Source organism: Oceanobacillus caeni (assembly GCF_042678465.1).
In the GTDB taxonomy this organism is placed as follows: Bacteria; Bacillota; Bacilli; order Bacillales; family Amphibacillaceae; genus Oceanobacillus; species Oceanobacillus caeni.
The window spans coordinates 48797-68851 of the sequence record NZ_JBHTKV010000016.1; the positions used below are offsets into that span (position 1 = coordinate 48797).

Below are 20055 nucleotides of genomic sequence, written 5' to 3' on the forward strand. Positions count from 1 at the left end.
CCAGTTAATTTAATGTTATACTTGATTTGTTTTCACTACTTTTGTAAATCGCTTCAATTATTTTAGTAACAGTTCTGGCTTGCTCGGGTTTGTTCACTAATTCCGCTTCCCCAAGACAGCTTTCAATAAAGTTTTTGGCCTGAAGAAATCCTGCTTTTGCTTGATCATCTTCTACTTTTGCTGTGGTTGTTAGGTATGCTCCGTGTTTCGGCTGATAGAATTCAATTGGAAATACATTCAATCCGCCATTCGAACCGGATATGCTTACATTTGTCGTATCTTCTTTTATATTTGCTGCCCAAGAGCATTCAAATAACATAGAGGCACCATTCTCAAATCGGATATAGGAAGATACATGGTCATCCACATCAAAAGATTCATGATCAAAGTTGCCCCAGTCGTTGAGCTGATTTGGCGTTTTGCTTAATCTGTTATACGTTGTTCCTGTTACTTCTACTGCGTTGGGTTCATCTAATAGCCAAAGTGCTGCATCCAAAAAGTGACAACCCCAATCTATCAGACTTCCTCCGCCTTGTAATTGTTTATTCGTAAATACACCCCAGCCCGGAACTTTCCGGCACCTTAATGCCTGGACCCTTGCTACAAGCGGGTCCCCAACCTCTTTCATCGTTTGTTTTGCCAGCTGAACAGATTCTATGAACCGATAATGATACGCAATGCTTAAACACTTATCCGCTTTCTTTGCTGCTTTGATCATTAAATCGCACTCTTCGGCCGTGATGGCCATCGGTTTTTCACATAAAACATGGACTCCTGCTTCTAATGCCGCGATAGAGATTTCTGCATGGAATTTATTCGGTGTGCAAATTGTCACCGCATCAACGGTGGCGAATAGTTCTTCATAATCGGAAAACACGTAAGGGATATTAAACTTTTCCGCTACTTCTTTTGCTTTTGTAATTTTAAGATCTTGTATTGCGGTAATTTCCACTTTGTCTGATAATGCCTGGTAGGCCGGGATATGACGATCTTGCGCTATCCCACCTACTCCGATGATTCCCATTTTCAATTTCCGCATCCATTTCACTTCTCCAAACTGATAATTCGTTTCGTTTCCACTGATTCCAATGCACCTAGAATCACTTGCAATGATTTCTTACCTTCCTCGCCATCAATTAATGGATTTGTATCATGAAGAATGGATTCGATGAAATGATCGATTGTATGTGAGGTTGTTTGACCTCCATCTTCATTCGATTGAATGCCATCCAACTCATACTTCACTACCTCTCCATTATTGTATTGCACAATAAGGGAGTATTCGGGATCATCCTCAAGCCTTAACGTTGCCTTTTCCCCATAAAGAATCGTTGAATTATCTTCTTTTGCGGTATATGCCCAGCTTGCTGCAAGTGTACCGACGATGCCGCTTGTTGATTTTAAAATTAACGTTGCATTATCATCGACATTGATATTTTCTTTCGCATTCGTTTCGACAAAAGCTCCAACCTCTACGAATTCCTCACCTAACAGATAACGCAGTAAATCCGCTTTATGTACACCAAGGTCACCCATTGCTCCGATAAAGGCCTGATCTTTTTTGAAGAACCAACTGTCCGCTCCGTCTGCACTCCAGCCTTCTGGGCCACCATGTCCAAAACTCGTACGGAAACTATAAATTTTTCCAATTTCACCTTGTTCGATTAATTTCCTTGCTTTTTGATGAGAAGAAACGAAGCGTTGATTATGGCCGATCATGAGTTTCTTATTATTCCTCTCGGCTGCTTCAATCATCTGTTCAGCTTCTTCACGGGAAGTTGCCATCGGTTTTTCACATAAGACATGAGCGCCTGCATTTAGGGCAGCGATACTTACTGGTGCATGTAAATAGTTAGGGAGACAGACGCTCACTGCATCGATATTTTCTGATTCCAGCAATGCTTCATAACTTGTATATGCCTTAGCATGATATTTTTCAGCAGTTTCTTTTACTCTTGCTTCATTAATGTCACTCACAGCGACAATCTCCACATGTGGGTTATTGTTGTATTCGATTAAGTGGCGGTGTTTTGCAATACTTCCACAGCCAATGACGGCAACACGAATTTTTGTCATAGGACGATTCCTCCTTCGATTATTTCTCGGCTATTTGTCTAGTGAATCCGCATTTCCATGCGCAGGGGGCCAGTCAATCTTCCATATTCACTCAGACTTATATTCACTTACGGATTCACGGTAAATTACTTTGTGTGGAATGATGATCCGTTTTGCCGGTTCTGATTTATTTACTGTCTTTTCTATTAATGCTTTAGCTGATTGTGCGCCTATTTCATAGATTTGTATATCAATCGTTGTTAATGCAGGACGTGTAATTTCTGATAAATATACATTATTGAAGCTTACTAACGAAATATCCTTTGGAACATGCAATCCCGAATCTTCAAGCATGCTTAAAACACCTAAGCTGATTAAATCATCACTAATTACAATCGCTGTCGGAGGCGTCTCGAGCGCTAATAAACTCTCTACTGCTTCCCGCCCTCCTGATTTCAGAAATTCGGTATGAATCTGATACGCTTCTTTATTTTCTAGTCCAGCTTCATCCAGTGCTGCTTTATAGCCTTCCTCACGGTCAACTGTTACGAATAAATCCCTTGCCCCACCAATAAAAGCGATTTTTTCATGCCCTTGTTCAATAAGATGTTCGGTAATTTCTTTCCCTGCTGAAAAGTTATCATTATCGACATGGGTTGTTTCGCTGATGTTCTCATAGGGCTTTCCAACGATAACAAACGGAAATTCACTTTCCCTAAGGAACTGCGTAACAGGATCATTCATCCGGGAATAAAGTAAGATCATACCGTCGACATAACTGCCATAAACCATACGTTCAACTTCCGCAAGTATTTCTTCCTCTGTTTGTCCGCTGGAAAGCATCATTGTATATTGTTCCTTATGTGTAACAGATCCAATTCCCCGTAATACTTCTGGGAAAAATGGGTTTTGCAATGCTTTGTCAGCAGATGATGGCAAGATAACACCGATTGACTTTGTTGATTTGGCAACTAAGTTTCGTGCATGAATATTCGGATGATAACCTAGCTTTTTCATTGCTTTTCGTACTTTTTTCTTTGTATCAGGACTAATTCTCGGATTATCGGCAATTACCCTAGAAACTGTAGAGGGTGATACACCTGTTACCTTTGCTATGTCTTTAATTGTTACCATTTTCCATTTCACCCCGCTTCTTTAATCGACTGACTTCCCATACTGGGTCTTTATTTTCTGTAGTTGTTTCCTTTCAACGTACTCATCACTGAAGTGAGTATGATAAAACACAGCGAGCAAGATAAAGATTAGAGCCGTTGACTGTGTCATAATAATGACAATAACATCGAATCCTAACAATCCCATAATCATTGCGATTAAAGTTGCTAATCCAAGTGTGTTTACAATTAGATTGACAGATTCTTTATATGTCCCTATTGATGAGGATTGACCTCTCTTCGTTAAATAGATGAAGAATGAAGCACCTATTACAAAAAAGAGCAGGCTTGCAAAGGCGATATTAAAAACAGCAAAGATTAAGCCACCTACAACGATTGCTTTATTCTGGGTAAACCATTGATTAGAAATCGCTGCTTGCAGTTCTTTTTCATTGGTTACTCCAGACAAATTGAAATCCCGAGTATATTTAATGTTTGCAATTGGCTGCCCCGCTTCTTTGATTGTTATGCCTTCCTTTTGGAAGAGGACTGCATTTTCCATTTCCAGCGCTTGCTCCATTTTCTCATCTGATAAATTTCCGCCGATCACGCCAGTTTCTTTCTCTTGATAGAAAGTAGGAGCATGCTCCATTTCTCCTTGAGAGAAAGTTGCATTTTCTAATGAGGTCACGGTTGTGTCATCAATAAGTGCAAACGCATTCGGATACGTTTCATCAATTTCGTAAGTATCCATTTTCGCAAAATCCAGCGACACTGGGATCAAAATCAAACCATTTAAAAAGAAAAACACAATAATGATTTGCAACCAGTTTAATTGATGTCTCCCCGTAAACATGTCGGTAGGCCTGAATATACTTTTAAAGTAATTTAATGGGAATATATCTGTTTTCATCTATACTCACTTCATTTCTATGATTTAAATCGATTATCCTTTTGTTCCGCCTGCAGTTAAACCGGAAACAAAATTCTTTTGTAACATAAAGAATAAGATACTAATCGGTATCGCAATTAAGATTGCCCCTGCAGAGAAGAGTGCTACTTTCTGTTCTTGCGGATTACTAATAAATGTATGTAATCCAATTGCTACAGTGTAATTTTCAGGTGACCGCAATAGGAATTTAGCTAACATGTATTCGCCAAACGGTGTCATAAATGCCCATAATGCTTGAACAGCAATCATCGGTTTTGCCATTGGCAGCACGATTTGTGCGAATATCCTGAAGTGACCAGCACCATCCAGCTTTGCCGATTCATCCAAATCGTATGGTATCGTATCAAAATACCCCTTCATGAGCCATGTATTCATCGGAATACCTCCACCAATGTAAAGGAACATCAAGAACCAACTTTGGTCGAGTGCACCTAACAGCAATGCCATAACGTAGAAAGCAACTAAAGTAGCAGTCGTTGGTATCATCTGTACGAGTAAGAAAAACATCAAGCTTTTCTTACGGCCAATAAAACGGTAACGGCTAAATGTATAACCGGCCAATGTAATAAGTATCACCTGGACAATCATCGTGACAAATGCAATGACCAACGTATTAATATACCATTCGCCATAGAGTGTTTCTGTAAATAATCTCCTGAAGTTATCCAATGTCCATGTCGCATCGAAACTGAGATCAAAGGCGGAGATGTTACCGGCTTTAAACGCGGAGCTTGCTGTTATCAACAAAGGATACAATATAATCACGGATAGGAGTAGTAAAAATGCATACGTGAAAAACTTTGTAAAGAATCGGGAAGATTTTTGTGATCGGAATAAATTACTCATCGTTAATCCTCCATTTCAAATGCTTTTGTCTTTTTAAATACAATCAACGCAATAGTAATGACAAATATCGAAATAAATAATGTTACTGCTGCTGCAATTGAATATTGTGGTGATGTTCCAGTTGTAAGCTTAAATATCCATGATATTAAGATATCCGTTGAACCCGCACCTGCTCCGATACTTCCTGGTCCGCCTTCATTAAAGAGGTAAATCATGTTGAAGTTGTTCAGATTAAAGGTATATTGCGTAATAAACACTGGCGCTGCAATCATTAATATCGTTGGAAGGGTTATATGACGAAAGCGCTGGATTGGACCAGCCCCATCAATTTTTGCTGATTCATATTGTTCTTCTGGAATAGATTGCAAGATTCCCGATACCAGCACATAAATATAAGGGAATCCTAACCAACCTTGAACTAATATAATTGCTATCTTAGTAAAAAAGGGGTCCGTCTTCCATGGTAAAGCTCCCAAATCTATAAAAGGAACAAGCGAATTGATAAACGGAATGACCTGTGAATTTATTGCTCCCAAGCTATCATTAAACATGTTTGAGAAACTCATAATAGTAATGAATGCAGGTACAGCCCACGGGAGTAAGAAAATAATTCCAAATAACCGTTTAAACTTAATAAACTTCTGGTTTAACACAACTGCCGTAAATATACCGATCGCTATTTGTAATGAAGTGGCACCTAGTGTCCAAATTATCGTCCAACCAAGTACAGCTATAAATGTATCACGATACGAGCTGAGGAAGAACATATTGATAAAGTTTTCAAACCCAACCCAATCAATTAAACTAGCTGGAGGTATATGATAAAAGTCATAGTTTGTAAATGAGATAAAGATCGTAACTAAAACCGGGAAGATAATTGCAAAAATCATAACTAGGTAAGCGGGTATTGTAAATAGATAAGGAAAACCATTATGATACACATTCTTCAAAATATCCTTCGCCGTTTTATTTATTTTCTTTTCCTCAACGATTTGTATTGCAACTTTCCTCGCATCATAAATATTAATGGCATAAAATAAGAAAAATATAACTGTCAAAAGTAGTTGCAAGGATCCCTCTATGAGCAAGAATAAAGAATGATCCTCACCTGGTGTTAACCCTAACGTAACCATACCAGTAAACGCAGCAAAACCAAACACAATCATTTCATAAATAAACAAAGCGAATACTACTAGAAAGGCAATGCCTTTAAATGTTTGTTTGTTATAAAACTGACCTATTCCTGGAATGACTGAGAGCCATGTCGCTGTTCTTACCCTCTTCTTCGCGTCCTTTGTACGTTCCACAACAGTGTCACTCCCTTTTTCCAAATGCCCGGCAGAGCCTAATTGGGCCCTGCCGTTACATTGTTTTCCTTATTGATATTTTTGTTCGATATTTTCTTGAATGACTTTTACTGCATCATTCGCTGATTCTTCCGGTGTTTTATTACCAGAAGCAGCATCGAACATTAATGTTTCTGCACCTTTCCAAACTTCAGCCATTTCAGGTATATTCGGCATTGGAACAGAAGTGTTATATTGTTCAATTACCGCGCTTGTTAACTCGTTATCTCCTTGGCTGACTTCTTCTTTTGTGAAATTGTTAGCAGGGATTTCTGCTCGCATATCATATAGTATTTTTTGATTTTCTTCGTTTGTTACATAAGTCAACCATTCTTCTGCCAGCTCTTTATCTTCTGCATAATTACTGATGATCCATGCTTTCCCGCCGGCAAATGGTTGGTAAGCTTCACCATTTGGAAGAGTTGGTATAGCAGATACGCCGTAATTTAGACCTGCTTCATTATAAGTCGCAGCTTGCCAAGGTCCACCGATAATAGCTGCAGTGTTTCCACCCGTGAATTGGGCATCAATGAAATCTCCTGCAGAGGTGGCATCCATCATTCCTTGTGGCCATACATCCTGGAACCATTTTGTCGCATACGCAATTCCTTCAATTGCGCCTGGATCATTCAAGCCAACGTCTGTCGGGTCTGTTCCGTCTTGTCCAAACACATAACCACCATGTCCTGCAAGGAGTCCATATGTGCTATAGAAGTCCAACCAATTTGCTAAGAATACAGTACTCTTACCACTTTCAGAAGCAAATGCAAAACGCTCATCATCTATTAGAGCTTCCAATTCCTCAAAAGTTTCCGGTGCCGCGTCTAGTAAATCTTTATTATAATAAAGGACTAATGCTTCAATAACGAATGGAGCTCCGTAAATTTTCTCTTCAAATGTCACTTGCTTTTCGTCTGTTTCATCATATCTTCCATCTTCAGGGAACGTATATTCCGCTAAATGTCCTTGTTGGCCTAAGTTTCCAACACGGTCATAAGGAGCAATCATAACGTCCGGTGCAAGTCCAGCTGGACCATCTAATGGCAACGCCTCCAACGTGTCGAACATGTCTTTTTCTGAAACCTTAATGGTGACACCATGTTCTTCTTCAAATGCAGGGGCAATTTCCTCTATAAAGCCGATATAATCATCCTCCACCCCAACTTCTAATGTTGCGGATCCTGTACTTTCTCCTCCATCCGTTGAATTGGATGAATCAGCTTTGTCTTCTTTGCCACCACTACAAGCTGCTAAAAACAGAATTGCAACCATAATCATACTTAATGTAAACTTTTTCCAATTCCTTATATTCATTTTACAACCCCTCTTTCACGTTTTGTCGATTAATTCAATCTTTTGCCCCCGAAAGACTACTAAAACGCTTTCTTAAATTACCAAAAAATGATTTTGTTTTAAGTATTATATCTCCTTTCCAATATCGTAGTTTTGAAGATTGCGAAATCGTTTGCACAACCTCTATTAATATATTATACTAAACTCAAGATTTGCGCAAACGATTTCATTAAATATTTTTAGTTTTATATATAAATAGGATAATTCAAATACTATTTTCCCTCGCGTTTTAAGGAGAAAAAGAGACTATCAATTTAGTGTCAAATCTACCTTTATTATTGACAGCCTAATCCGCTTACATTACATTAAATGGAGAACAACTTAAGGGCAATGCTTTGTACAAATGACAACAACCCCGATTTCTAACATTACGGAAATCGGGGTTTCTATTTCAGAAAGGAGAAAATTAAATGCTAAAAGAAGCAATCTACCACCGTCCAAAGAATAACTTCGCATACGCTTATGATAAGGACACATTACATATCGTACTGCAAACGAAAAAGAATGATATGGAGTCTGTTGCACTTCTGTTTGGAGATCCGTATGACTGGAAAGATGAGGTATGGCAAACGCAAACGGTTGAAATGATTAAGTCAGGATCGACCGCCTTATATGATTATTGGTTTATCGCAGTAAAACCTGAGTTCTACCGGATGCGCTATGGATTTCGTTGCATGGATTCTAGTGAAACATGCTATTACACGGAGAGTGGTATTTATTCTGATCCTCCAGCAGATATTTCAAATTACTTCTGCTTCCCGTACTTGAATCAAATCGATGTCTTCCAAGCACCAGACTGGGTTAAGGACACTGTTTGGTATCAAATTTTTCCAGAACGGTTTGGAAACGGGGACCCATCATTAAATCCGAAGGGAACTTTACCATGGGGGTCAGCTGCACCGACTGCTACAAACTTCTTTGGCGGTGATTTTCAAGGCGTTATCGATCACTTGGATTATCTTGTTGATTTAGGAATTAATGGTATCTATTTCACGCCTATTTTTAAAGCGTATTCCAATCATAAATATGACACGATTGATTACATGGAAATTGATCCGCAATTTGGGGATAAGGAAACTTTCCGCCGTCTCGTGCGGGAATGTCATCAGCGGGGAATTCGTGTCATGCTTGATGCGGTATTTAATCATAGCGGCTATTATTTCCCTCCATTTCAAGATGTACTGGATAAACAAGAGAAATCAGCTTATACGGAGTGGTTCCACCTTCGAGAATTCCCTGTAAAACCAGAGCCAGTACCAAATTATCATGCGTTTGGCTTTGCTGGATCCATGCCGAAGCTCAATACGGAAAATCAGGAAGTGAAAGCCTACTTACTAAAAGTTGCCCGCTACTGGATCGAGGAATTTGATATCGACGGGTGGCGTTTAGATGTCGCGAATGAAGTCGATCATCAGTTTTGGAGAGATTTTAGAAAAGAAGTGAAAGCAGTGAAACCGGACGCTTATATATTAGGAGAAATTTGGCATGATTCAATGCCTTGGCTTGGCGGCGACCAATTCGATGCTGTCATGAATTATCCGTTTACAAATAGTGCAATCGATTTCTTTGCAAAAAATGAGCGATCTCCTGAAGACTTTACGAATTCCATTACCAATGTATTGCATATGTATCCAGCGAATGTGAATAAAGTTGCATTTAATTTGCTTGATAGCCACGACACACCGCGGATTTTGACATTAGCAGATGGCGAGATGGATCGTGTGAAACTTCTATATCTCTTTCAACTTTCTTTCATTGGTACACCTTGTATCTATTATGGGGATGAAATTGGGATGGAAGGCGGTCAAGATCCGGGTTGCCGCGCATGTATGGTATGGGACGAAACGAAGCAGAATCGAGAGTTGTTTACGTATGTTAAAAATCTGATTGCAATGCGAAAAACAATTCCCGCTTTTGGAAATGATGGTACGTTCCAAATCGTTATGTACGATAATGAAACAAATACATTGGTCTATCAAAAGCAAGCAGATAACCGGCGTATCCTTTTTGTAATAAATAATAGTACGGAGGAACAGACGTTAGGTTTACCAGATTTTCCTGAAAAATATTGTAGCGAACTAGTAGTTGGAACTAGTATAGATACAGTCTATTCACGAAAGCCGATTCAACTGACAGCGTCAGATAAGATAAAAGTCTCTACTTTAGGATTTCGCATTTTTGAGTATAGTAATGAATAGATTCACTTTCTAAATATATACCTAAGGACAGTTCTTGTTAAAAAATCACAAGAACTGTCCTGTCATCAAAGATCACGGACATAAAGAGAAACAAAAAAAAGATACCCCCGCATGGAGATACCTTTATAAAAACGAACTATGCTTCTTTTTCCTGCAAAATAGGGACAGGATTATTTTCTACTTTTTTCTCTGGTTTCATATTAAAAATAATGTTTAAAACAATAGCAGTTACACTTCCTGCAACAATACCATTACTCGTTAAAATTTGTAAGCTTGCCGGTAAAACAGAGAATAATTCTGGAACAACAGTTACTCCAAGACCCATTCCCACCGAACACGCGATAATCATAGAGTTCTCAGACGAATCCCCCATTACTTTTCCAAGCATTTTAATCCCTTGTGAAATAACCATACCAAACATAGCAAGCATAGCGCCACCTAATACGGATGTTGGGACGATGGTTGTTAAGGCTGCAATTTTAGGAACCAACCCTAATACAATTAAAATAATACCTGCAACCAAGATAACTTTACGTTTTTTCACGCCTGTCAATTGAACCAATCCTACGTTTTGCGAGAATGCTGTATATTGAAATCCATTAAATACTCCACCTAAAAACACAGCAAGACCTTCTGCACGATAACCCTTTGCTAAATCTTTTTCGGTTAACTTTTTGTCTGTTATATCACTTAGTGCAAAATAAACACCTGTGGATTCTACTAATGATACCATTGCAACAAGACACATCGTAATGATTGCTGAGACTTCAAAAGTAGGCATCCCGAAATAGAAAGGATGGGGCATATGCAAATAAGACGCATCTGCAACCGCACTAAAATCGACTTTCCCCATAAAACCAGCAACGATTGTACCGATGACTAAGCCAATTAAAATGGAAATAGAACGAATAAATCCTTTTGCAAAACGATACATAAGGATGATAAAAGCCAACGTACCAAAACCTAATAAAAGATTAATAGAAGAACCGAAATCACTTGCACCTTGACCGCCAGCCAAGTTATTAATAGCAACTGGAATTAAAGTGAGACCAATAATTGTGACAACACTACCTGTTACAACTGGTGGAAAAAATCGAACAAGTTTCCCAAAAACGGTACTAATAAGAATAATGAATAATCCGGAACAAATAATAGCACCGTAAATAGCAGAAATGCCAAATTCTCCACCAATAGCTATTATTGGACCTACAGCTGTAAAGGTACACCCAAGTACAACCGGCAATCCAATTCCAAAGAAACGATTACTCACTACTTGTAGCAGAGTTGCGACACCACACATAAATATATCAATAGCAACTAAATAGGTTAACTGTTCCGTTGTTAGACCGAGTGCACCACCGATAATAAGCGGTACTAAGATGGCACCAGCATACATAGCTAAAACATGCTGAAGACCTAAGGCAGTTGTTTTCATTTTATAGTTCCTCCTTGAAGGTTACTTTTCCATCAGCCAACGAGTCAATAATAGCTAATGACTCTACACGGATTCCTCGTTCTTCTAACAACGCTCTACCGGTTTGGAATCCTTTTTCAATAACAATTCCTATACCAACTAATGTCGCTCCTGACTGTTCGACGATATCAGTAAGTCCTAGAGCTGCTTGTCCATTCGCTAAAAAGTCATCAATGACCAGAACATTATCCTCTTTTGAAATGTATTGTTCGGAAACGGATATCTCGTTCGATTCCTTTTTTGTAAAAGAATATACTTCCGCTGAATATAAGCCATCAATTAAAGTTAAAGATTTACGTTTTCTCGCAAAAACCGTTTTTACACCAAGTTCTAGAGCCGTCATTACAGAAGGAGCAATACCAGAAGACTCTAATGTTAATACTTTCGTGATTCCAGCGTCTTTAAAACGTTGGGCAAACTCCTGTCCAATTTGTTGCATTAATACAGGATCAATTTGATGATTTAAAAATGAATCCACTTTTAGCACGGATTCCGATAATACATTTCCCTCTTCTAAGATTTTATGCTTTAAGGCCTTCATATAAATCTCCTTCCAAATTTTAAATAAAAAAAGCTTAAGAAATACTCCTTACTATGAAGAAGCATATTCTCAAGCTTAAAAGTTTGAAATTAGAGTAATCCCTTAGAAATGTGATTACTCTCTGCTTTTTCATAGTCGGTTTATTTACGGTAAACCGGTAGAAACTCGCAAGCCATATTCTCGCTATTATATGAAAAATGTATTTAGTTTTCAAATTTATTTCCAGTATAACACGGATTTTCCGAATTACAACCCATAAAACGAAGTGAAATGTTTCTAAAAAATTGTGTTTTAGTATGAAAGGGGATACAGTTCCATTTTAAAGTATGGATTTTAATGTAGATAGTAAAAGGCCAGTATTCAACATGAATACTGACCTTCGATTTTCACTATGTAGTACAGCCACATTTGCCGTATTTGTTATAATAAAAAGTTTTAAACCACCACTTCACCAAGTGGGTGTTCGCAGAAATCTTCCTGCCTTCCGTTACATGACGGCCCGGCATTTGGATTCCGATGTAAAACTCCCTATTATCTTATTAGAGGTTAAAACTTTAATTAAATACGCACAATGTAGCTTGTAACTATATATTACACGTTCCTATCATAAATGGCAATAGTAAATTTTTCCTAACCATTTTTGACCTATGCAGAATTTACACAAACAAAATCTCAAAAACTTCTGTTAATTGCTGAACTCTTTCGTCATTTTGTACATTCTTCGCGTAGTTCAATTCATTTTCCAGTACATTATCTAAGTATGCAACTTCTGATTCTTCTAGATCATCTACGAATTCCTTTTCACTTTTATAGTGGTTCTGTTCTATTTTCTTTATAATATGTTGACAAACTTCATTTTCACTATAATTGGATAATGACTCCCGCAGATATCTTAGTGTGTTATCTATGATCATTCACCTCTTACTTAGATCTTCGTATTTTTCTTTTTTGCCCGCTGCTCTAATTGTGATTTTGGCTGTTGATCAGCAACATCTTCTGTTAAACCTTGAGGATTCACACTTGAATTGACTCTTTTGTTTCTCGATTTCTTATCCGTCATGATTAACACCTCCAATCATAGTGTTTCTAAAATTTTTCATTATATCCTAATTAATACGAAAAAGAGCGAAACAATATTGTTTCGCTCCTGCCAACTATTTTATAGCAATGTCCTCATACGTTTTTCGTAATGAACGTTTTAGTATTTTTCCACTTGGATTTTTCGGCAGTTCATTCGTAATGACGATATATTTAGGTATTTTAAATTTGGATAATTTTTGTTTACAATAAGCTAATATTTCATCTTTTGATAAAGATTTTCCGTCTTTTGGTACAACAATAGCAGTGACCGCTTCAATCCAGTATGCATCTGGAACTCCAATAACCGCAACTTCTGATACTCCATCTAACTGGTAAATAAGTTCTTCTACCTCTCTACTTGAAACATTGACACCGCCAGTATTGATCATATCCTTTTTTCGATCAACTATTGTAATATATCCATCTTCGTCCATAACACCTAAATCCCCGCTATGAAACCACCCATTTCGAAATGCTTCTGCCGTTTTTTCAGGATTATGCAAATATCCTTTCATTGCATGTGGAGTTCGATGGACAATTTCTCCTATTTCACCAGTAGCTACCTCTTGGTCATTTTCATCTACTATTTTAGTTTGACAGTTTAAAACTACTTTTCCAGCTGAACCGAGTTTTTTTAATTGGTCTTCAGGTCTTAGGACAGTAACTAAAGGCGCTACTTCCGTTTGACCATAACAATTCCAAAGTTGCATGTTAGGAAGCCGCTCACTTAACTCCTTAATCACTTCTCGTGGCATAATGGCCGCTCCATAATACCCTTTTCTTAAAGAAGATAAATCAAACATTTCAAAATCCGGATGACGCAATAATCCAATCCAAACAGTCGGTGGACAGAATAGGGATGTTACCTTCTTCTCTTCAATGGTTTTGAGAATCGCTTCAGGAGTTGCCGAACCAAGAATAACACCACTTGCCCCCATATAAACACTCGGTCCTAAAAAGACATGGAGTTGTGCGCTGTGATATAGTGGCAAGGCATGAATCACCACATCATTCGTTTCCATTTTTGCATCTATTACCGTGCTCATATACTCGCTGATAATACTTTTGTGCGTTAACATAACACCCTTTGGTTTCGATTCCGTTCCACTCGTATACAAAACGTGAGCAAGATCGTCGTCATCGATATCCGCTTCAATTGTTTCTGTCGGCTTACCTTCTCTTGCTACAGACAACATATTTTGGATAACGGTCTTTCGTACGTTCCAATAAATCACCGAGTGTATTTCTTCTTGCACGCCTTACCATTTTATCTAATTCAGCTTGTGTATGAACGGTCATCCCATCACTCCTTAAAGAAAATTAGATGCATCTATTTTAAAGAATTTTCTATCTATTATTTTAATTCAGTAATGTACTTTAATCAATTAACTACTACACTTTTTTTCATCTCAACGTCTAGTGGGGGGTTCCATAATGATAGAATATTTCTCGAGTGCACGGGAAATATACCATTTATAGGTAGTAAGAGTAAAAAATCCTTTCCTTACTGCACCCAACGTTATAGGTCTGGCTAATGCCAAATCTTTTCTGAATTGGAGGTTTTTGTGATGGGTCAAATTATTTCATGGATTCTATTTATAGCCCCCTGGTTTTTATTACTCCCTTTAGATTCACAACGCGTAAAGCGTTTTATGTCAGTAGGTCTATTTGTGGCTGTATTATATACAGTTATTTTCCAAATCGCTGAAGTATGGAATAGGTGGGATGTACACGAGGAAAACAATATTTTCTTTCTTACCAACATTTCATCTTTCGTATATGGTTTTTTGATTGTAATAACCATTTATATGTTTTATTTTACGTACTCGAATTTTTGGCTATTCCTAATTGCGAACTGGATTATCGATTTCATTCAAGCTCTTATTATAAGTCCTTTTATCTTTCAGAAGGTTGGGCTGTATACGATGAACAATATGTCTAATTTCGGACTCTTTGTTATGATTGCTATTACCGTACCTGTCGTTTACTTATATCAAAGATGGCAAGATTCCGCGCTTAGACAGTCGGACAATAACGATAGGTAAAAGCTATTTCTTTTCCAAGAGCTATCCCCCTAAACATCAGATCACACCATTCACATTCTTGAGGATAGATATCCTAGCCTAAAATGCTATGAAGCACAACTATCTTGTTGTGCTTCATAGCATTTCTCCATCATATCCTTCATTCCCAAGCCAGTTTATTATTCTCTAAAGATTCTCTCCAAATTAATTTCCATCTTATTCTTTTTCTTTTGCCTTAAATAATACTTTTCCATTCACTTCTTTTCTTTCTACCCTTTTCATATTTTCTAAATAAATCAATCTAGTTAAAACTGCCATGAATGCACTTAAGTCAATGATAATGTTCATCGTACCATAGATCTCTTCACATACTTGTTTAACAGTTTTATATTCATCTTTTACAGCAGCATGTACTTCTTCAAGACGCATCATATGTCTCTCTTGCAATTCCGTTACACGTTTTTTAAATTCATAAATCGGTTCTCCATGTCCTGTCAAAGCAATTTTAGGAGAATAACCTTTGATAACTTCCAACGACTGGAAATAGTCTTGTAATGGATTCCCTTCTTCTTCAGCAGTCCATACACCAACTACCGGGGAAACATCTTTTAATACATGGTCTCCAACAATGAGAACGTTCTTTTCTTTATTGTAGAAACAAAAATGATCATATGCGTGACCCGGAGTCCATATGGTTTCATATAAATCGTCACCTAGTTTAATTTTTTGGTGATTTTCAAACGTTTCATCTGGTTGAAAAGCAAAAATCCTCTTATTTTCAAAATAAAAATTAGGTAGATTAGGTCCATCATACTTTTTGATATATGCTCTTACTTGTTCTAAATCTTGATTTAATGCTTTCTCCATTTCTTTCATACTTATTTTTGGTATAGCAACAGGAACGCCAACTGTCTCTTGGAACCAACGAGCTAGTCCAACATGATCTTCGTGTGTATGAGTTATAACTACCTTTTCTATCTTGATACCTGTATCTAATACGTCTTTCCATATTTCAACAGCTTCATCTAAATTAGCACCTGTATCAATTACGGTATAACCATTTTCTCCTTCAATTAAATAACTATTGACATCTCCCATCCCCATCGGAAATGTTACGATTAATCTTTGTATTCCTTCAGTAATCTCTGTTAACATAATTCTTCCTTCTTTCTTTAAATTGCTATTTCCTTTTTCCATTCGGTAAATTCATCCATTATTTTTTTATTAATTTCAAATCCAATTCCTGGTTTTATCGGAACTTCAATCATACCTTGTTCCACAACTACTTCCGGTGTAATAATATCTTTTTCCCAATAATTTTGCGAACCAGCAGTATCTCCTGGGAGAACAAATTGTGGCAAAGTGGTTAATGCTATATTGTGAGCCCTACCTATTCCCGCTTCAAGCATTCCACCACACCAAACTTCCATCTGATGTTCTTGGCAAAAGTCATGAATCCTTTTAGCCTCTGTTAGCCCGCCAACTCGTCCTATTTTAATATTGATTATTTTACAGCTTCCTAATTCAAATGCTTTTCTAACATCTTCCAAAGAATGAATACTTTCATCTAAACAAATCGGGGTATCCATTTCCTTTTGCAATTTAGCATGTTCAACAATATCATCATGTGCCAAAGGTTGTTCTATCATCATAAGATTTAATTCATCTAATTTTTTCAAATGATTAATATCCTCTAAACTGTAGGCAGAATTTGCATCTGCCATAATTGCTGTATCCGGAAAATGGGAGCGCACTTCCCTTAATACTTCAATATCTGCCCCCGGTTTAATTTTTAATTTTATTCGCTTATACCCTATTTGAAGTGCATCCTCTATTTTCTCAATTAAATCTTTGATAGTTGGCTGAATCCCAATACTTATTCCTACTTCTATTTTCTTCTTATCTCCACCAAGTGCTATGCTTAATGAAACATTTTCTCGTTTAGCATATAAGTCCCAAATCGCACCTTCTATAGCTGCCTTAGCCATATTATTTCTTCTTATCGGCTGAAACACCTTAGAAACATCGTTTGGGTGGGTCAACCTACTTCTCTTCAAAATAGGAATCAAAAAATCCTCTAACATATGTTGTGTTGTTTTTACCGTCTCTTCCGTATACCAAGGCTCTGAAAACGCGACCGATTCCCCGTATCCACAGTTTCCTTCCCCATCATAAACTTCTATTACAAAAAACTCCTTATCTTGAGTCGTTCCAAAACTCGTTATAAATGGATTTTTCAGTCGCATGTTTAATTTTCTTAGGACTATTTTCTTTAATGGTATTGTCATTATGATGTCCTCCCGGAACATATTCTTTACCTTATTATAGAATAGAACCCTTAGAGTTCTCCAGTTATTGCCCACTTATCAGGTACATCCAAATATGTTACTATGAAATATAGATTGATAATTTAAGAGTTTAGGGGTGAAAAAATGGTTAAAAAAATGAACGTGGAAAGTTTCAACCTCGATCATACTAAAGTTCAAGCACCATACATTCGCTTAGCAGGTATTACAGAAGGTGCAAATGGAGATATTATTCATAAATATGACCTTCGTTTTAAACAACCTAATAAAGCACATATGGAAATGCCTGCTTTACATTCATTAGAGCATTTAATGGCCGAATTAATTAGAAACCACCACAGTACGATTGTGGATTTAAGCCCAATGGGATGTCAAACTGGTTTCTACCTCACCGTTTTAAATGACGATAATTACGATGGCATTTTAGATACAATCGAAAAAACATTAGAAGATGTTTTGAAAGCAGAAGAAGTTCCGGCATGTAATGAGGTACAATGTGGCTGGGCTGCTAGCCACAGCTTAGAAGGCGCGAAGGAATTAGCTCGTGAAATGCTAGCAAAACGAAATGAATGGAAAGACGTATTTGGAGAGTAATTAAATCCATTAAATCCTTTATAGCTTAATAACACACCTCAAAAGTTGAGTGAAATCAAACTTTTGAGGTGTTTTTTTAAATCTAATTCAAGCTTTATTTGGGCCAAACACCCGCTTTTCAACAGAAGATTCTTTCCCTTCCAACCGCTTCTCCAATGTTTGCCGCCAATTGGATGCCAAAAATTCGCAGGAAGCAAGATCCTTCGCAAGTTGTAAGTCATCTTTTCTTTCATACATCACTTCATTACATTTTGAAATGGTCCATTCTGGATAAGGCCGTTCTAACAGAATAAGATTTTGTTTTTCTTGAACAAACCCCTCTTTTAAAACCCGAAAATACCATCCCGTTCTCCCCGTATTCTGGATTCGTAAAGCAAAATCTATGATCTTAAAGCGACGCGCTGGTTTCCAACAAGGTCTACGCGGTTGAGATACCTGAATAATTGCATCACCGAATTGATAAGTATCTCCTATACAAACCGTTTCCTCATCCAAATAATTAACTGCGATATTTTCACCCATTGCCCCAATCCCAATATGTATATCAAGCTCCAATTTCCATGTATCATAATGTTTTGTTGAATAAGCGAAAACAGCTTTTTCCGATCCTCCATGATTTTTCTTATCTGCAACTTCATCTCCTGCTAACCCACTATTACTAAGCCATTTCTTATCGTGAACAGTGTCCTTAAATATACCACTCTCCCACTCACGCTCCATCGGATTTTTAGCTTCGGGTTTTCCAATTTGCTTAACTTTTCCTACTAACAAATTTTGAACATAAGGATTATTCATAACAATCACCTCCTAGTACAATTAAAAAACTTGGCATTCGCTGCGAAACTTTGCGAATGCCTTAATGCAAAAGCTATGACCCGTTCTCATCACGTTTATTTGGCAATCTTCCTGCCTTTTTTGCTTGTTCACGCAATAAATACTCGATGTGACTGTTTACACTTCGAAATTCATCATTTGCCCATGATTCAATAACTTTATATAGCGTTGGATCAATTCGTAAAGGAAAATTCTTCTTTTTAGCCATAATAGCCCTACTTTATTGGTATAGTGATCCAGTATTGATTACTGGTTGTGCGCCATTATCGGAAACGATAGAAACAAGTAAATTGTTTATCATAGCTACTTTACGTTCTTCATCTAAATCGACAATTCCTTCTTTTTCTAATCTTTGAATCGCATCTTCTGCCATTCCTACTGCCCCATCTACAATTTGCTTACGTGCAGCAATGATGGCACTTGCTTGTTGACGCTGGAGCATCGCTTGCGCAATTTCTGTAGAGTAGGCCAAGTGCGTTAGCCTTGCTTCGATGACTTCTACACCTGCAACTTTTAATCTTTCTTGTAATTCAACTAATAATTCCTGTGATACTTCGTCCGCGTTACCACGTAGGGAAAGATCATTGTTTTCATACGAATCATAAGGGTATTTCGTTGCAACCGTTCTGATTGCTGTTTCACTTTGAATCTCTACAAATTTTTCATATTGATCCACATCGAATACAGCCTTTGCTGCATCAACCACTTTGAATACGATAACAGCCGCAATTTCAATCGGATTCCCGTTAACGTCATTTACTTTCAATCTATTACTGTTAAAATTCCTAACGCGAAGTGAAATCGTTCTTCTAACCGTAAATGGGATGGTAAGCGCAATTCCCTCTTGCCTAATGGTTCCCATATATTTCCCCAAAAACATAACTACGACCGATTGATTTGGTTGTACCAATGTAATTCCAGAGGCTAGTGTGATGGCAAGAACTATTAAAATCCCACCAATTACAAATCGCTGTTCCAAAATACTAAATACTGCTCCAGCCAAAAGTATAGCAATAATCAAAATTCCTAAAAAGCCATTTAATCTCCATGCTTGTTTCTCACGAAGTCCATCCATGATATCAATCCTTTCATTTCACTTTCATATTATTATGATATCATGTTTAGGATTATTCTGTCAATTTGAACTATGTCTCTTGGAATAATAAATATTCACCGGTTGAAGATGCTTTTATATTAAACCTGTCCCCATTATACGAGGATCGGGATTAAATTACCTACTAAGTTTAAACAAACAACCATTTTTATGAAGAAAGTGACCCATATTTGATTTTAGCCTTTCCAAATGTTTATCTTTTTTCATACCTTGTTGATAACCAATT

The 20055-nt window shown here is 37.4% G+C and carries 20 protein-coding genes, 1 other RNA gene, 1 pseudogene and 1 riboswitch; of the genes and pseudogenes, 3 read left to right on the plus strand and 19 right to left on the minus strand.

What is annotated here, in order from left to right:
- Positions 1-4: 4 nt before the first annotated feature.
- The 7 genes from ACFQ18_RS12065 to ACFQ18_RS12095 all read right to left on the minus strand — a co-directional run bounded on the left by ACFQ18_RS12065 (position 5) and on the right by ACFQ18_RS12095 (position 7619).
- Positions 5-1039, minus strand: a complete 1035-nt coding sequence (locus ACFQ18_RS12065) for a Gfo/Idh/MocA family protein (protein ID WP_047185230.1) — start codon at positions 1037-1039, stop codon at positions 5-7.
- A gap of 5 nt (positions 1040-1044) precedes the next feature.
- Positions 1045-2076: a Gfo/Idh/MocA family protein gene (locus tag ACFQ18_RS12070; RefSeq protein WP_060667512.1), complete on the minus strand. Its 1032-nt coding sequence runs from the start codon at positions 2074-2076 to the stop codon at positions 1045-1047.
- A gap of 87 nt (positions 2077-2163) precedes the next feature.
- Complete coding sequence (locus ACFQ18_RS12075; RefSeq protein WP_060667513.1) at positions 2164-3189, minus strand: LacI family DNA-binding transcriptional regulator; 1026 nt, start codon at positions 3187-3189, stop codon at positions 2164-2166.
- A gap of 21 nt (positions 3190-3210) precedes the next feature.
- Positions 3211-4080 carry a DUF1189 family protein gene (locus ACFQ18_RS12080; RefSeq protein WP_060667514.1) on the minus strand — a complete coding sequence of 290 codons (870 nt, stop codon included), beginning with the start codon at positions 4078-4080 and terminating at the stop codon, positions 3211-3213.
- 33 nt (positions 4081-4113) lie between these two features.
- A complete protein-coding gene (locus ACFQ18_RS12085; protein ID WP_047185226.1) occupies positions 4114-4965 on the minus strand; it encodes a sugar ABC transporter permease in 852 nt (283 codons plus the stop codon).
- A 2-nt stretch (positions 4966-4967) separates the two neighbouring features.
- Positions 4968-6272, minus strand: coding sequence for a carbohydrate ABC transporter permease (locus ACFQ18_RS12090; protein ID WP_060667515.1), 1305 nt, complete (start codon positions 6270-6272; stop codon positions 4968-4970).
- A gap of 69 nt (positions 6273-6341) precedes the next feature.
- The gene (locus ACFQ18_RS12095; protein ID WP_222115721.1) at positions 6342-7619 is read right to left on the minus strand and encodes an extracellular solute-binding protein; all 1278 of its coding nucleotides are present in this window, start codon (positions 7617-7619) and stop codon (positions 6342-6344) included.
- Positions 7620-8074: 455 nt separating this feature from the next.
- Here ACFQ18_RS12095 and ACFQ18_RS12100 point away from each other — a divergent pair, with 455 nt between their 5' ends.
- The gene (locus tag ACFQ18_RS12100; RefSeq protein ID WP_047185223.1) at positions 8075-9862 is read left to right on the plus strand and encodes a glycoside hydrolase family 13 protein; all 1788 of its coding nucleotides are present in this window, start codon (positions 8075-8077) and stop codon (positions 9860-9862) included.
- 136 nt (positions 9863-9998) lie between these two features.
- On the opposite strand, the gene ACFQ18_RS12105 is transcribed toward ACFQ18_RS12100, so the two are convergent.
- From ACFQ18_RS12105 to ACFQ18_RS12135, 7 genes and pseudogenes are all read right to left on the minus strand, one after another.
- Positions 9999-11297: a nucleobase:cation symporter-2 family protein gene (locus ACFQ18_RS12105; RefSeq protein ID WP_047185222.1), complete on the minus strand. Its 1299-nt coding sequence runs from the start codon at positions 11295-11297 to the stop codon at positions 9999-10001.
- A gap of 1 nt (position 11298) precedes the next feature.
- The gene (locus ACFQ18_RS12110; RefSeq protein WP_047185221.1) at positions 11299-11877 is read right to left on the minus strand and encodes a xanthine phosphoribosyltransferase; all 579 of its coding nucleotides are present in this window, start codon (positions 11875-11877) and stop codon (positions 11299-11301) included.
- A gap of 112 nt (positions 11878-11989) precedes the next feature.
- Positions 11990-12091: riboswitch (purine riboswitch) on the minus strand.
- A gap of 181 nt (positions 12092-12272) precedes the next feature.
- Positions 12273-12460, minus strand: a non-coding RNA gene (gene ssrS, locus ACFQ18_RS12115) — 6S RNA.
- A gap of 73 nt (positions 12461-12533) precedes the next feature.
- Complete coding sequence (locus tag ACFQ18_RS12120) at positions 12534-12785, minus strand: sigma-G-dependent sporulation-specific acid-soluble spore protein CsgA (RefSeq protein WP_047185324.1); 252 nt, start codon at positions 12783-12785, stop codon at positions 12534-12536.
- A gap of 17 nt (positions 12786-12802) precedes the next feature.
- Entirely contained in the window at positions 12803-12937 is a 135-nt protein-coding gene (gene sspL / locus ACFQ18_RS12125; protein ID WP_068675606.1) for a small, acid-soluble spore protein L, read from the minus strand.
- Positions 12938-13031: 94 nt separating this feature from the next.
- Positions 13032-14111, minus strand: a pseudogene (locus ACFQ18_RS12130) (AMP-binding protein); the annotation flags it as partial.
- A gap of 16 nt (positions 14112-14127) precedes the next feature.
- On the minus strand, positions 14128-14256 hold the full coding sequence (locus ACFQ18_RS12135; protein WP_257457562.1) for a hypothetical protein: 129 nt from the start codon (positions 14254-14256) through the stop codon (positions 14128-14130).
- Positions 14257-14525: 269 nt separating this feature from the next.
- Here ACFQ18_RS12135 and ACFQ18_RS12140 point away from each other — a divergent pair, with 269 nt between their 5' ends.
- Entirely contained in the window at positions 14526-15002 is a 477-nt protein-coding gene (locus ACFQ18_RS12140) for a hypothetical protein (RefSeq protein ID WP_246864129.1), read from the plus strand.
- Between the two features lie 195 nt (positions 15003-15197).
- Here ACFQ18_RS12140 and ACFQ18_RS12145 read toward each other — a convergent pair whose 3' ends face one another.
- Both ACFQ18_RS12145 and menC read right to left on the minus strand, forming a co-directional pair.
- Entirely contained in the window at positions 15198-16178 is a 981-nt protein-coding gene (locus tag ACFQ18_RS12145; protein ID WP_246864128.1) for an MBL fold metallo-hydrolase, read from the minus strand.
- A complete protein-coding gene (gene menC, locus ACFQ18_RS12150) occupies positions 16154-17269 on the minus strand; it encodes an o-succinylbenzoate synthase (protein WP_191963084.1) in 1116 nt (371 codons plus the stop codon). The genes ACFQ18_RS12145 and menC overlap by 25 nt, the downstream gene beginning before the upstream one ends.
- A gap of 144 nt (positions 17270-17413) precedes the next feature.
- On the opposite strand from menC, the gene ACFQ18_RS12155 reads away from it, so the two are divergent.
- Positions 17414-17881 carry an S-ribosylhomocysteine lyase gene (locus ACFQ18_RS12155; RefSeq protein WP_047185220.1) on the plus strand — a complete coding sequence of 156 codons (468 nt, stop codon included), beginning with the start codon at positions 17414-17416 and terminating at the stop codon, positions 17879-17881.
- Between the two features lie 87 nt (positions 17882-17968).
- On the opposite strand, the gene ACFQ18_RS12160 is transcribed toward ACFQ18_RS12155, so the two are convergent.
- The 3 genes from ACFQ18_RS12160 to ACFQ18_RS12170 form a co-directional block, all read right to left on the minus strand.
- A complete protein-coding gene (locus ACFQ18_RS12160; protein ID WP_047185219.1) occupies positions 17969-18676 on the minus strand; it encodes an MOSC domain-containing protein in 708 nt (235 codons plus the stop codon).
- A gap of 73 nt (positions 18677-18749) precedes the next feature.
- On the minus strand, positions 18750-18923 hold the full coding sequence (locus ACFQ18_RS12165; protein WP_047185218.1) for a hypothetical protein: 174 nt from the start codon (positions 18921-18923) through the stop codon (positions 18750-18752).
- A gap of 12 nt (positions 18924-18935) precedes the next feature.
- The gene (locus ACFQ18_RS12170; RefSeq protein WP_047185217.1) at positions 18936-19790 is read right to left on the minus strand and encodes an SPFH domain-containing protein; all 855 of its coding nucleotides are present in this window, start codon (positions 19788-19790) and stop codon (positions 18936-18938) included.
- Positions 19791-20055 lie beyond the last annotated feature (265 nt).

Coding starts and splice junctions, on each gene's coding strand:
- ACFQ18_RS12065 (WP_047185230.1), bottom strand. CDS start 1,039: ATGCGGAAATTGAAAATGGGAATCATCGGAGTAGGTGGGATAGCGCAA.
- ACFQ18_RS12070 (WP_060667512.1), bottom strand. CDS start 2,076: ATGACAAAAATTCGTGTTGCCGTCATTGGCTGTGGAAGTATTGCAAAA.
- ACFQ18_RS12075 (WP_060667513.1), bottom strand. CDS start 3,189: ATGGTAACAATTAAAGACATAGCAAAGGTAACAGGTGTATCACCCTCT.
- ACFQ18_RS12080 (WP_060667514.1), bottom strand. CDS start 4,080: ATGAAAACAGATATATTCCCATTAAATTACTTTAAAAGTATATTCAGG.
- ACFQ18_RS12085 (WP_047185226.1), bottom strand. CDS start 4,965: ATGAGTAATTTATTCCGATCACAAAAATCTTCCCGATTCTTTACAAAG.
- ACFQ18_RS12100 (WP_047185223.1), top strand. CDS start 8,075: ATGCTAAAAGAAGCAATCTACCACCGTCCAAAGAATAACTTCGCATAC.
- ACFQ18_RS12105 (WP_047185222.1), bottom strand. CDS start 11,297: ATGAAAACAACTGCCTTAGGTCTTCAGCATGTTTTAGCTATGTATGCT.
- ACFQ18_RS12110 (WP_047185221.1), bottom strand. CDS start 11,877: ATGAAGGCCTTAAAGCATAAAATCTTAGAAGAGGGAAATGTATTATCG.
- sspL (WP_068675606.1), bottom strand. CDS start 12,937: ATGACGGATAAGAAATCGAGAAACAAAAGAGTCAATTCAAGTGTGAAT.
- ACFQ18_RS12135 (WP_257457562.1), bottom strand. CDS start 14,256: ATGACCGTTCATACACAAGCTGAATTAGATAAAATGGTAAGGCGTGCA.
- ACFQ18_RS12140 (WP_246864129.1), top strand. CDS start 14,526: ATGGGTCAAATTATTTCATGGATTCTATTTATAGCCCCCTGGTTTTTA.
- ACFQ18_RS12145 (WP_246864128.1), bottom strand. CDS start 16,178: ATGGAAAAAGGAAATAGCAATTTAAAGAAAGAAGGAAGAATTATGTTA.
- menC (WP_191963084.1), bottom strand. CDS start 17,269: ATGACAATACCATTAAAGAAAATAGTCCTAAGAAAATTAAACATGCGA.
- ACFQ18_RS12155 (WP_047185220.1), top strand. CDS start 17,414: ATGGTTAAAAAAATGAACGTGGAAAGTTTCAACCTCGATCATACTAAA.
- ACFQ18_RS12160 (WP_047185219.1), bottom strand. CDS start 18,676: ATGAATAATCCTTATGTTCAAAATTTGTTAGTAGGAAAAGTTAAGCAA.
- ACFQ18_RS12165 (WP_047185218.1), bottom strand. CDS start 18,923: ATGGCTAAAAAGAAGAATTTTCCTTTACGAATTGATCCAACGCTATAT.
- ACFQ18_RS12170 (WP_047185217.1), bottom strand. CDS start 19,790: ATGGATGGACTTCGTGAGAAACAAGCATGGAGATTAAATGGCTTTTTA.